The sequence below is a fragment of the Acinetobacter johnsonii CIP 64.6 genome, from assembly GCF_000368045.1.
Taxonomy (GTDB): domain Bacteria; phylum Pseudomonadota; class Gammaproteobacteria; order Pseudomonadales; family Moraxellaceae; genus Acinetobacter; species Acinetobacter johnsonii.
Window position 1 is genome coordinate 131,319 of record NZ_KB849234.1, and the last position, 12,760, is coordinate 144,078.

Sequence of the window (12,760 nt, forward strand, 5' to 3'; positions counted from 1 at the left end):
ATCACAAGATGTCCTTTTTTCATTATGATAAACTCAAAATAAATCAACAGGCTTGCTCTGCATTGCCTAAACAACAACGCTAAAACAACAAAATATCAGGTACGGATACCATGACAGATGCTTTATCGGCTCATCGCCACATCTCTTTTACTGCACACTATACAGGCTATATTTGGTATAGCATGGGCATCTCACATCCTGTATTTGCCACCCGCAAAGGGAAGTTACTGGCCAAACTGGTGCATCCACTCGAAAGCTGGGCTGAGAAACATGTCGGTGGCAGTATGCGCACGACCTTAAAACAGCGTCATCAAATGATTGATGACCACCTCAGCGCGCTGATCCAACAGTACCCAAACTTACAAGTTTTAGAAATTGCCAGTGGCTTGTCGCCACGTGGCTGGAGCTTTCGCCAACAGTATCCTGAGATTGACTATCGTGAACTCGACTTACCAGACATGGCACAAATGAAAACTCAGGCCTTAAAACAGATCGATCAGACCAGTCCAGCGGTTCTGTCTGCCGACTTATTTAGTGCGGATTTTGCCCGTGCCTTTGAGGTGTTTGACCCAACCCGCCCTTTGGTGGTGGTGAGTGAAGGTCTGATCAACTACTTTAGCAAAGACATGCTCGCTCAACTGTTACAAGGCATTGTCCAATACGGACAGCAGTTTGATCAGTTATATTATCTGACTGACCTCTACCCTGAACCTGTGAAAAATAAGCTGGCTAACTTTATCTGGAGCAGTAGCAAGCTTTTAAAATGGATGTCCCGTAGCGCCTTTGGCTTTCACTTTGTCAGTCCGCCTGAAGCGGCTCAGTTTTTCAAACAAGTAGGCTTCCACACTGTTACCGTTCACCAACCCACTTTAGCTTTCAATAGCACTCAGTCCGATACCTCAAACTTAGACCAGCAGGATCACTTAGGTGACTTGGTCTGGTTGGTGTATAGCCAATGGCAAAAGCCCAATCAACCCGAGCAATAACCTTAGTCCCCATAAAAAACAGCGATGACACGCTGTTTTTTTATTTTTAAATTTCAATTAACTCACGGCTTCGAGCAACCTCTGTTCTTGTTTCTGACGCCCCACAAAGCGAAGCAGTCGCTCCGCGAGTTCAAAACTACCATGTTTAAATAAGGCACGAATGTACAGTCCATCTTCCGCAAAAATTAAACATTCAATCTGAAACGCGCCTTCTTCATCGCTCAAGTGTAAAGCTAAATCACGCGGATATTTAGCCGCCACAGCAGCCAACTTTGACTCAAAGCGTAAAAGTACCCCAAAGTAGTTCAAATCCACCACTTCTGTCGCAATCACCAAATCCGAATGACGATAGCTTAAAAAGGTTTCAGGTTGTTGAATCTGAACCCGCTCTTCACCGCGGCGCTCCATTTCCAACATTTGTGCTCGACTAAAGGGAATAATCCCTTCTAAGTGCTGAATGGATTCATCCTTCAAAAACGTCGCAAACAAGTGCATGGTTTCTTTACGGCGTTGTAGCTGTGGCACATGGTCTGCATTGGCAATTTGCGCATATTCCATGTCAGGACATTGCAAAGCAAAGTTGGCATTCTCATGTGGCAAGGTAAAACTGTCATATTGGCCACAGGCTACCAAGACTTTGCACTGTGGAATCGGCACATCGGTGAGCCGAAGCAAACGATTACAGTTGATTTCATAGCGCTCTTGTTCTGTTGCGGTAAACTCCGCCATCTGTCTGAAGAACAAACGCTTGGCTGTCGGTGACATTTTGGTTTTATCCATTTTGGCATGATTGACCAAATACAAAATCACGGCCTGACCAAACTCATCCATGCGTTGTTCACGCATTAAATGTAACGATTCCTCCAGCAACATCCGCCAGCTTTTACGGGTCTTTTGCATCACACCCATTAAAATCATACGGTCGATGAGCTCTGGTCGTTGATCGGCCAGACAAGACGCCACCACTGAGCCCAGTGACATGCCCATCACTGAAACTTTGTCTAATCCTTCAATATCGAACCAAACACCGAGCATATTCGCGAGATCACCCAGTTCTAAGATGCCCGCAGACAAGCCTGTATCGATATTACGAATTTGTTGATTGGCGCCCATTGAAGGCAGATCAATCAGGATAATCGGACCGGCATCGAGCAGTTGCTCAACGCAGTATTTGTAGGAGTTAAAGTTTTGAAATGCCCCGCCAATAATCACGATAGGCGTACGATGGAATGACTCCGGCCGAGCAATCGCCATGTATTCGACTTTCCAGCCCTCAATCCATGTGGTTCGTGCAGGTTCTTTAAAGCTGTTACGATGGTAAACATCAAAAAAACCTAAGCGTAAATTCGCGTCATCCAACTCGGCATCCCTTTGAATCATAGAATTCATGTTCCTTCCCTCTACTCTTGCCTGTACTTTTTGTTTTGCAAGAAATGCACGATCACGCCTGTCAACGACAACAGGGTGTTCAGTGTTGTAATAATTATGCAAGGACTTCATGTCCTAAAATTCATTCTATACAGAGCACTGTTTTACACGCAACAGATTGTGCAACCGCTCATCATGTTTTAGATAAAAAAACAATTTCAAAATATGTATAAGTCCGCCTCTACACTGGATTTTTCATGTAGAGACTATGCGGTCGAGTGTTAGGCTGTTACTATCTTCTGTGAAATTTCTAAGTGATCAAACCGCTATGCAAGAGTCGATTGAACAATATATGCAAACGGTAGGACAGCAAGCACGTCAAGCTTCTCGTATTTTGGCGCGTGCCTCTACCGAAACTAAAAACAATGCGTTGTCAGCTATTTATACTGCGTTAGTCAACAGTGAGCCCACTATTTTAGCGGCGAACCAAGCAGATATGAACAAAGCGAACAGCAACAACTTAGACAGTGCTTTACTTGATCGCTTAGAACTGTCTCCCGCACGCTTTAAAGGCATGTTGCAAGGCTTAAAAGATGTGATTGGCCTCAAAGATCCTGTTGGTGAAATCACCGATATGGCCTATCGTCCGTCAGGAATCCAGCTTGGTAAGATGCGCGTTCCTTTAGGCGTGGTTGGCATGATTTACGAGTCTCGCCCAAATGTGACCTTAGAAGCCGCGTCTTTAGCCCTTAAATCGGGTAATGCTATTATTTTACGTGGTGGTTCTGAAGCACTCGAGTCCAATAAAGCCATTGCTGAAGCCATCCAACGCGGTTTAAAACTGGCGGGTTTACCTGAACATGCGGTTCAAGTCATTAACACCGCAGACCGCGCAGCCGTGGGGCAACTGATTACACTCACTGAATTTGTCGATGTGATTGTTCCACGTGGAGGCAAAGGCCTGATTGAACGTATCAGCAATGAAGCGCGTGTCCCTGTAATTAAACACTTGGATGGGAACTGTCACGTTTATGTTGAAGCACAAGCTGACCTACAAAAAGCCCTACCGATTGCGCTCAATGCAAAAACTCACCGTTACGGCGTATGTAATGCAATGGAAACTTTGCTGGTCGATGAAAAAGTCGCTGATGAGTTTTTACCGCGTGTCGCTGAGCTCTACACTGAAAAACAAGTGGAGTTACGCGGCTGTGCTGAAACTCAGCGCATTTTAGGTGCGACAGTCAAAACGGCGACAGAAGAAGATTGGTACACCGAATACCTCGGTCCAATTTTAGCGGTGAAGGTAGTGTCTGGTATGGAAGAAGCGATTGAGCATATCAACAAATATGGCTCACACCATACCGATTCGATCATTACAGAAAACTACTCTCTAGCTCGTGAGTTCTTGGCTGCTGTTGATTCGAGTTCTGTCATGATCAATGCCTCGACCCGTTTTGCCGATGGTTTTGAATATGGCTTAGGTGCAGAAATTGGCATCTCAACGGATAAAATCCATGCCCGTGGCCCAGTCGGCTTAGAAGGCCTGACTTCACAAAAATGGATTGTGTTTGGCGATGGTCAAATTCGCCAATAGCGCGTCCAACTCATTTTAAAGCATGATGCTCAGCCCTCTTAAGAGGGCTGAGCATTTTTTATATCTGAACAACCTCTGCAAGCACTCAAAACAAAAGCATGATCATCATAAGATGCACGCGTATTTTTCTGATCCACTATCGGCTGTTGTTTTGACTTGATATCCCTCTTTTCACATAAAGGCGTTTGCCAACCCAATCAGTACCATTTCAATGCGAATGCTTAAAATTTAGAGGAAATCATGCTTTTTTGATGGTCGCGTTGATTGCGCATGTGATTATGTGTGGATCTAAAATGAAATATCAAAAATAAACAGGAAAGCCACAATATATTCAGCTCTTTTCAGCAGATAGCGTGTTATTTTTAAAGGGTTGAAGCTGATGAATAATTCAGCATCATTTCATGAATAAATGAAAATCATGAACCGATAAATTTTAATTATTATTCATCAGACGGTCGATAGTGCTTAAGTCTAATCACCTAAAGTCTATCTAGGACTAAAAATATACACATGATACAACATAAAAAATGATCAAGATTGCATAAGAACGTACTGCATGAAGATCAGTTCTAGGACGGATAATTCAATTAGAATCGGGTATTAAAACGTGTCTACATCAGTATTAGTAATTAACTGCGGATCTTCATCAATCAAATATGCGCTCGTTTCTGAACGTCGTGAAGATCGTATTTTCGGTTTAGCTGAGAACTTAGGTTCTGCTGACGCTCGTATCAAAGGCATTACAGCGGGTGGTCAACCCCTTGAATTGTCTATTCCACATGCCGATCATGAAAAAGCATTGGAAACCATCTTAGAACGCCTTTCGCATTATAACCCCCAAGCCATTGGTCACCGCGTGGTACACGGCGGCACATTGACCAAAGCTGAGCTTTTAACAGAAGAAATTGTCGAACGCATTCGTGCAGCAACACCACTAGCACCATTACACAACCCTGCACACTTGGTTGGGATTGACGCCACGATGCGTTTATTCCCAGAGCTACCGCAAGTGGCTGTATTTGATACAGCATTCCACCAAACCATGCCTGCACATGCTTATCGCTATGCTGTGCCAAAATTTTTATACACTGAGCATAATGTCCGTCGCTATGGCTTCCACGGTACGAGCCATGCTTATGTGTCTGAACGCGGTTCAGAACTGGCAGGTAGCTTCAAACAAGGAGGCTGGTTAACCGCACACTTGGGTAATGGTAGCTCTACTTGTGCAATTTGGAATGGGCAGAGTGTCGATACCTCAATGGGCTTAACTCCACTTGAAGGTGTTGTGATGGGCACACGCAGTGGTGATGTCGATCCAAGCTTACATAGTTTCCTTGCCAACAACCTAGGCTGGGATATTTATAAAATTGATAAAATGCTGAATAGCCAATCGGGCTTACTCGGGTTGTCTGATCTTTCGAATGACATGCGTACTTTGATTGAAGCCTCAGAACAAGGCAATGAAGATGCAACTTTAGCCATTGAAGTGTTCTGCTATCGCCTCGCAAAATCATTGGCCGCACTAAGCTGTGGTCTACCACGTCTTGATGGCTTATTCTTCACGGGTGGTATTGGTGAGAACTCGGCATATATTCGTGAAAAAACAGTCGCTTTCCTACCGCACTTTGGTTTTAACTTGAATAAAGAAGCCAATGACAGTTTAAAACGTGGTACCGAAGGTCGTATTGATGCAGGTACAGGCCCACAAATTTGGGTTGTGCCGACCGATGAAGAAGGCCGTATTGCCAAAGAAACTGCATCCGTGGCCGATGAGGTGATTCAAACTGCTGCAAAAAAGTCTGAAGACAATGTAGTGATCGCTTAAGCGGTCGTTACATTCACTCAAGTCTGTTTTAAATTCTTGTATGACGAATAAATATATGAAAACGATTTTACTTGTGCCCACTGGGGAAGGCGTCGGCTTAACATCCGCTTGTCTGGGTTTGGTTTATGCGCTGGAATGCCAAGGGGTTAAGGCTGGATTTTTAAAACCTTTTTCTCAAGAACTGACCACAGGTGCAGACCGTACCACAGCGCTCTATCACCATGTTTCAAAAAATGAAACCGTTGAACCAATTAGCTATCACACCATTTTGCAACAACTCAATGCAGGTGAAAATGATGAGTTGCTTGAGGATGCGGTTCGTTTGCACCGCGCTATTGCGCGTAAGCATGACCTGATTATTGTTGAAGGCTTAGTCCCGAATAGCCGAGATTCTTTTGCCTCTGAGCTAAATGCACAACTTGCGCAAGCACTCGATGCCAAAGTTATTATTGTCAGCAATGCAGACATTAATAAACCAAGTGCGACGGCTGAAAAAGTCGATAGCCAGCTACGCTACTTTGGCGGTGCCAGCTCAGAGCGAACTGCGGGCGTGTTATTGATGCGCACCAAAGGCTTGCCCGATGACTCAGCACACATTCCAGTGACGTTTGACCCAAGTCTGCGTTTAATCAGCGATACCAATAAATTTATTATTGAGCTCCAAAAGACCCATCCAAAACTCGGTTCAGATAAACTCCCTGTGATTGGCTTGGTTCCGTTTAGCAACACGCTCAGCGTACCGCGTATGTCGGACTTGGCTTCACACATTCAGGCGGAATGGATCAATCAAGGCGATGCTAACCAACGTCGTGTGTTACATAGCAGTTTGATTGCATCGAACATTGAACATGAACTGCATAAATTTGTCGCAGGCGAGCTAATCATTAGTGCATCAGATCGTATCGATGTGCTTTTGGCATTCAGCTTAGCCAGCAGTAACGGTATTCCATTGGCAGGTTTGGTACTGACTGAACACCATACGCCAAACGAGCAAGTGCTTGCGTTCTGCCAAACAGCGATTAAGCAAGGCTTACCAATTTTACATACAGCGCTCAGCACGTTCGACACGGCACAGAGCTTAGCCAATCTCAGCAATGAAATTCCTGTCGATGATACGGAACGCGCTGAGCAAGTCACTCGTTTTGTGTCGAGCCATATCAATGAAGAATGGTTAACGGCAATGTTGAATGGCTCGTACCAACCTCGTCTCTCACCTTCGGCTTTTCGCCATGAATTGGTCCAAAAGTCGATTGCTGCGAAGAAGCGCATTGTCCTCCCTGAAGGCGATGAGCCACGCACAGTTCAAGCGGCGGCTATTTGCCAATCTCGTGGCATTGCACACTGTATTTTATTGGCGAAACCTGAAGCTGTAGTAGAAGTGGCAAAAGCACGTGGTATTGAGCTTCCACATGACTTAGAAATTATCGATCCAGATTTAATTCGTGAAAACTATGTCGAAAAAATGGTGGAACTGCGTAAAGGGAAACTGAACGAGCTGCAAGCGCGTGAACAGCTGCAAGACACTGTCGTTCTAGGCACCATGATGTTGGCACTCGATCAAGTCGACGGTTTGGTTTCAGGCGCAGTACACACCACAGCCAATACTGTACGCCCAGCCTTCCAACTGATTAAAACAGCGCCTGAGTACTCACTGGTCTCTTCCGTGTTCTTTATGCTATTACCCGATGAAGTCTATGTTTATGGCGACTGTGCGATTAACCCAGACCCAAATGCCGAAGAGCTCGCTGAAATTGCGATTCAATCGGCTGACTCGGCAAAGGCCTTCGGTTTAGACCCACGTATTGCAATGATTTCATACTCTACGGGTACCTCTGGTGCTGGAGCTGAAGTTGAAAAAGTCGCTGAGGCAACACGTATAGCGAAAGAACGCCGTCCTGATCTGTTGATTGATGGGCCGCTTCAGTACGATGCAGCATCGGTTGAAAGTGTCGGACGCTCGAAAGCACCTGATTCTAAAGTTGCAGGTCGTGCCAATGTGTTTATTTTCCCAGACCTAAACACAGGTAATACCACTTATAAAGCCGTGCAACGCTCTGCTAATGTCGTAAGTGTCGGACCAATGTTGCAAGGTTTGAATAAACCTGTAAATGACTTGTCTCGCGGGGCTTTGGTCGATGATATTGTGTTTACGATTGCACTCACTGCAATTCAAGCAGAACAACAAGCAACAGCTTAAAGTAACTTGATGTGATCCAAACCATCCAACGGAAAAGTTGGGTGGTTTTTGTTTTTAAAAGAGCTATGTTCAACGAAATAAATGTTTAGAAGAAGCCACACACCTTCAAAATTATTTAATAATTTATCAATATATTAGGTTAAAAACCTACTTCTTTACTTAAAATAATAATCCAATCAAAAAGAAGAGTACCCCCAAAATTGGAATGTAAATCCAATTTTTTCTTATCCATTGATTGATCTTAAAATCAATAATCCATCCACGGTCACCTTTCCTCATCATCTCTTGATACTGCTCATTTGATTTTTTTGATAAAGGAAATAAATTTGCTGTGTAAATTGGAAGTAATAATCCACCAACTATCAATAAACAACCAACTATTGAAAGAAATGAAAAGCTCCATTATTTTCTTCTCTTGAACTATTTTAAAGTGTAATTTTGCGATTGCTACTGTAATCAGCACACGATGTGAAACCATTTTTCACTAAATACAAATTCATCACTCTCCAGCATATACAATTGAGCTGAGTGTAGTACCACCTAATCGTATAGCCTCTCAAACATTCGACTAATGTCTATTTACGAGCATAGCCCAAACACAGATAAAACAGTAAGACTTTACTTTTCAGACACTTAAACAATATACTCAAGCGATATAATTAAATCCTAAATCATTGGTCTCATAATGAATAAAAAATGGCTTCCAATTCTAATAATGACAACATTTTCACTGACAGCATGTAATGAATCTAAGCAGCACCAAACACCGTCAGACTCAACCACAGCATATAAAAACTTAAGTACAGCTAATCCAGCTGACATTAAAGCGGATCTTGATGCCCTAGATCAGATTTCGAATAAAAACTCTCAAGCCATTTTGAACGTACAAGATGCACTTAAAGCGGCTCGTCAAAATAAAGAAGTCGATACCATCCCCGCCCTGCTAGAACAACTGAAAACCCATTCTCTTGCGTTTAATACTGCACTAGATGCAACAAACTTCAAAAGCCAAGAAGGCGCTGCGTTACGTGAAAAATTTAAGCAAGTCCATTTACTTGGTGTTGAACTGGCACAAGAAAATACTAAAAGTCCACCACAGATGCAGCGTATAACAGCACTTGAAGCAGAAATCAGCGTCATACAACAGAGCTCTATCAGTGAAATGAGAGCCTTACAACGCATAGTATATCCTCAACTCAATACTGGGGCATTAGACAACACACGACAACAACCAAAACCAAATACCGAACCCCATGTCGCGGCTCGCACTGCACCGCAGACCACCTCACATCTGAGTCAAGATAATGCTGCAGACATTAAATATGATCTCATCGTTCTTGGAGCTGTATCTCAAACAGCCAAAAAAAAGGCTCAAGATTCTTTTATGGGCATGCAGTATGCGATAGACAGCGGTAATAGGAATGCGATTATGACGGCTGTTAAACAAACCACTACGCAAATTCATGGACTGAATCAAAAATACGATGCTGTGACACTCAAAAGTGCTGAAGTCACAGCAGCTCGTGAAAGGTTAAAAGAAGAAAATAATCTCCAAATCGAAATGGGTAATATCATCTTATCGGACTCACCAGATCGACAGAGGTTTGCTGAGCTAAATGAGAAATGGAAAAATGCTCAGAAAATGGTTGAAATGGAGATGGAAGCACTTCGGCTTAAAGCCAATACAGCGTCATGATGAGGGCGCTGTCTCAGCTCGACTCCATCATTTTACCAACCAACCGCAGCTCACTTAAACGGGCAGATTTTTTTCGATCAGCATATATACCATGTCCATCTCTGGGCATGGATAACCCATTGAAGTTAAAGCCGCTGTCACTTGCCCTCTGTGATGCGTTCCATGATTAAACACATGCAATAATGTAGCCGCATAGGGCAGGCTCATTTCTTGTCCAGCCGATGTTTTGTAATGTAAATCATGTCCAAATTTTTCCACATCAACATGTTTTAAAAGATCTATCCAGTTGTAAGCCCTGCTCTCTAACTCAAACATGAGTTTATCTTTATCCCTTTCTACGATGGTATTTAGCTTCAATGTAGGAGATGGTTTCGATGAAAACCGAGGAAACCATAGATAATGCTCACCAACAAGTAAGTGATTCAATGTTCCAGAAATACTTTTGAAGAAAAGTCCGCATTCAGCATTGAAATCTTCATCAGAGATATTTTTTAAAACTTGGTTTAATTTTTGAGTAGACCACACGTTGTAACGCGCGAATAATTCAAACGTTTTTAAATCCATTTATAAAGCCCTACATAAAGTCCTCTAAAATGAGCATAATACAAAGGATAAAAAACACCTAAATCTTTCATTTCTAAGGTAGAATCACTTTTGATTTTCTTACACACACTCAACTTCGCTTCAACATTTGACTCAGTCTAAACTTAGGTGCTTGAATAAAGAAAATTGCATTACCACATAAAATCAAAATCACCCCAATGACCGCATTCATATGCCATTGATACCCTTCCCAGATGGTCGAAATCACCAAAGCCACCAACGGAAATAACAAAGTACTATAAGCTGCCTTACCTGCCCCAATCCGTCCAACCAAATAGAAATAAGCAGTAAAGCCAATCACTGAACCAAAAATAGCCAAATACAATAAAGCACTCACCGCACTGAATTCCATAGCGGGGAAAAACTCGTCTTGTTTAAATCCAGCAATCAACGCCATCAGGATTGAACCATACAACATGCCATAAGCATTGGTGGTAAAAATATCCAGACCTTGTTTTTGATGACGCGCACTGATCATATTGCCCAATGAAAAACCATAGGTTCCCAACACACAAAGACCAATCCCCATCAGCGTATGATTGTTTAAGGTACTCCCCACCACATCATGCCAAAACAAGGCAATAATCCCTAATCCACCCAACAAAGCCGCAGGATAAAAACGCGTAGACACCTGTTGTCCAAAGAACAGTTTGGCGTTAAGGGTATTAAAAATGACCGCCATCGAAAAAATAACGGCCTCCAAACCACTGCTGATATATTGAACCGCATAATAGAAACAAACAAAGTTAAAACCAAAAATACAGCACGCTTGCAACATACAAAATAGATGGTCTTTTACAGCCAGCTTTTGCAGTTTTCGGCACAACACAACAAAAGTAAACAACACCAGAGCCGAAATAAAGAATCGCCAAAACACGGCTACATTGGTCGATATTCCACTTTGTTGTTGCAGACTTATCGCAATCCATGTCGTTCCCCAAATCACCACCACCAAAGCATATAACAGCGCATTCATACTCTTTAAACCAAACTCAAACCACTCACGCTATTGTGCTTGGTTTAGGTTTCTCATTTCTTGCACCTTCTTGTGGTCACTATCATAAACTTGTGATTTTTTACTGATTTTCGGATATAGATGACAAAATGAAATCAAAGTCCTACACTAAATCTTCCATTTGGCACTGCGTATAGATGATGAAATATCAGATTCTAGATCAATTACAACAACATAAAGCTCAACTCCTCGACTCGGTTGAACTGGGTTCGGGCATGCAGTTGGCCATGTGGCAAAACAACCAAGACCGCGTCAGTGTTTGTAGTAACCACCATACCCTTAGTATGTACATTCAAGGGGGATATCACAGTTATCAAAAGACAGCTCAAGGTTGGCATAATGGCGGTGGGCCAGATCATATGTGCTTGATGCCACAGGACTTTGAGTCAACATGGGATCTGCGCGACCCACTGACTTTTGTGCATCTGTACTACACCGAGCAACATTTACAACGTGTCGCCGAACAAGTGTGGGATCGTGAGCCGAGCCAAATTATTTTAAATCCGCAAAGTTTCGTGGCCGACCCACAGATTGCCATGATCTATCGGCACTTTTTACTCAATGAGGCTTGGCAGAACAGGGAAAATCACTTGCAGATGATTACTGCCACGACACTTCTGCTCAACCATCTAATTAAAAATTATAGCCATACCGAGTGGCAAGTCCCTGAAGTCAAAGGCGGGCTGTCCCCGTATACTTTGAAACAGTTATTAGAATGGATTGATCAGCATATTCAGCAAAGTTTGACCCTGTCGGATTTGGCCGAGCAAACTCAGCTCAGTGAATATCATTTTGCTCATATGTTTAAGCAATCTATGCACATGCCACCACACCAATATGTGATGCAACGTCGACTTGAACTGGCACACCAAGCTCTACAGCACACATCTGCCAATATGACCGACATTTCGGAACAGTATGGATTTAGCTCCTGCAGCCATTTCAGTCATCGCTTTAAAAAGTACTTTGGCTACTCTCCATCCCAAATGCGGAAAAGTGAGAAAAATTAGATCGGATAAACTCACATTCAGCTTATTTATCTAACATCAAAATAAAGCTCATCATTAAACTCGACATTAAAAAACCGAAAAAAGCACTCATCAAATAAGCTTTTCGACGCTCTTGAGCAGATTGGCTCAGGACTTGATGGCGCATTTCCATATGTTGCTTTTCTTCAAAAATCGTCATCTCGACATCGTTTTTTGGCGGAGCTTTTTTCAAAAGCAAAGGCAACATTGCAAGCATCATGCAGTAAAAATTAAATTTAAATATATCTTCGACAATGACATTGCCTGCATGCTTTTGAGCCATTAAATAAAACAGGAAAATAGACCACAAGAAAAAGCATCCGATAAATAGCAAGGCTGAAGTCGAGGAATAGTATTTCATTGTATTTTTTAAGATTTGAAACTGGAATCTTAAGGCGTTAAACAATTTTTAGCTAGTTGAAGATTTGAAGATTTGAAGATTTGAAGA

10 protein-coding genes are annotated in these 12,760 nt (G+C 42.7%); 6 read left to right on the forward strand and 4 right to left on the reverse strand.

Features of this window, described 5'->3' with window-relative positions; genetic code table 11:
• The first annotated feature begins 110 nt into the window (after nucleotides 1–110).
• The gene (locus F986_RS04005; protein WP_004692405.1) at nucleotides 111–986 is read left to right on the forward strand and encodes a class I SAM-dependent methyltransferase; all 876 of its coding nucleotides are present in this window, start codon (nucleotides 111–113) and stop codon (nucleotides 984–986) included.
• A 57-nt stretch (nucleotides 987–1,043) separates the two neighbouring features.
• On the opposite strand, the gene F986_RS04010 is transcribed toward F986_RS04005, so the two are convergent.
• The gene (locus F986_RS04010; protein ID WP_026056378.1) at nucleotides 1,044–2,375 is read right to left on the reverse strand and encodes an alpha/beta fold hydrolase; all 1,332 of its coding nucleotides are present in this window, start codon (nucleotides 2,373–2,375) and stop codon (nucleotides 1,044–1,046) included.
• Nucleotides 2,376–2,682: 307 nt separating this feature from the next.
• Here F986_RS04010 and F986_RS04015 point away from each other — a divergent pair, with 307 nt between their 5' ends.
• The 4 genes from F986_RS04015 (at nucleotide 2,683) to F986_RS04035 (ending at nucleotide 9,666) form a co-directional block, all read left to right on the forward strand.
• Nucleotides 2,683–3,948 carry a glutamate-5-semialdehyde dehydrogenase gene (locus tag F986_RS04015; protein ID WP_017397124.1) on the forward strand — a complete coding sequence of 422 codons (1,266 nt, stop codon included), beginning with the start codon at nucleotides 2,683–2,685 and terminating at the stop codon, nucleotides 3,946–3,948.
• 607 nt (nucleotides 3,949–4,555) lie between these two features.
• On the forward strand, nucleotides 4,556–5,773 hold the full coding sequence (locus F986_RS04020; protein WP_004692411.1) for an acetate/propionate family kinase: 1,218 nt from the start codon (nucleotides 4,556–4,558) through the stop codon (nucleotides 5,771–5,773).
• 55 nt (nucleotides 5,774–5,828) lie between these two features.
• The gene (gene pta, locus F986_RS04025; RefSeq protein WP_004692413.1) at nucleotides 5,829–7,970 is read left to right on the forward strand and encodes a phosphate acetyltransferase; all 2,142 of its coding nucleotides are present in this window, start codon (nucleotides 5,829–5,831) and stop codon (nucleotides 7,968–7,970) included.
• Nucleotides 7,971–8,655: 685 nt separating this feature from the next.
• Complete coding sequence (locus tag F986_RS04035) at nucleotides 8,656–9,666, forward strand: hypothetical protein (RefSeq protein WP_004692415.1); 1,011 nt, start codon at nucleotides 8,656–8,658, stop codon at nucleotides 9,664–9,666.
• A gap of 54 nt (nucleotides 9,667–9,720) precedes the next feature.
• Here the strand turns inward: F986_RS04035 and F986_RS04040 are convergent, their stop codons facing one another.
• The gene (locus tag F986_RS04040; protein ID WP_004692416.1) at nucleotides 9,721–10,230 is read right to left on the reverse strand and encodes a DinB family protein; all 510 of its coding nucleotides are present in this window, start codon (nucleotides 10,228–10,230) and stop codon (nucleotides 9,721–9,723) included.
• Nucleotides 10,231–10,339: 109 nt separating this feature from the next.
• Nucleotides 10,340–11,245 (reverse strand): DMT family transporter, encoded by a 906-nt coding sequence (locus F986_RS04045; RefSeq protein WP_004692418.1) that lies wholly within the window; start codon nucleotides 11,243–11,245, stop codon nucleotides 10,340–10,342.
• A gap of 179 nt (nucleotides 11,246–11,424) precedes the next feature.
• Here F986_RS04045 and F986_RS04050 point away from each other — a divergent pair, with 179 nt between their 5' ends.
• Nucleotides 11,425–12,294, forward strand: a complete 870-nt coding sequence (locus tag F986_RS04050) for an AraC family transcriptional regulator (RefSeq protein WP_026056377.1) — start codon at nucleotides 11,425–11,427, stop codon at nucleotides 12,292–12,294.
• Nucleotides 12,295–12,316: 22 nt separating this feature from the next.
• Here the strand turns inward: F986_RS04050 and F986_RS04055 are convergent, their stop codons facing one another.
• Nucleotides 12,317–12,595, reverse strand: a complete 279-nt coding sequence (locus F986_RS04055) for a hypothetical protein (RefSeq protein ID WP_017397121.1) — start codon at nucleotides 12,593–12,595, stop codon at nucleotides 12,317–12,319.
• Nucleotides 12,596–12,760: the final 165 nt, after the last annotated feature.

Bases quoted from the DNA above. Each gene is read 5' to 3' on its own strand.
- F986_RS04055 (WP_017397121.1), bottom strand. From the start codon at position 12,595: ATGGCTCAAAAGCATGCAGGCAATGTCATTGTCGAAGATATATTTAAA.
- F986_RS04045 (WP_004692418.1), bottom strand. From the start codon at position 11,245: ATGAATGCGCTGTTATATGCTTTGGTGGTGGTGATTTGGGGAACGACA.
- F986_RS04010 (WP_026056378.1), bottom strand. From the start codon at position 2,375: ATGAATTCTATGATTCAAAGGGATGCCGAGTTGGATGACGCGAATTTA.
- F986_RS04005 (WP_004692405.1), top strand. From the start codon at position 111: ATGACAGATGCTTTATCGGCTCATCGCCACATCTCTTTTACTGCACAC.
- F986_RS04035 (WP_004692415.1), top strand. From the start codon at position 8,656: ATGAATAAAAAATGGCTTCCAATTCTAATAATGACAACATTTTCACTG.
- pta (WP_004692413.1), top strand. From the start codon at position 5,829: ATGAAAACGATTTTACTTGTGCCCACTGGGGAAGGCGTCGGCTTAACA.
- F986_RS04040 (WP_004692416.1), bottom strand. From the start codon at position 10,230: ATGGATTTAAAAACGTTTGAATTATTCGCGCGTTACAACGTGTGGTCT.
- F986_RS04015 (WP_017397124.1), top strand. From the start codon at position 2,683: ATGCAAGAGTCGATTGAACAATATATGCAAACGGTAGGACAGCAAGCA.
- F986_RS04050 (WP_026056377.1), top strand. From the start codon at position 11,425: ATGAAATATCAGATTCTAGATCAATTACAACAACATAAAGCTCAACTC.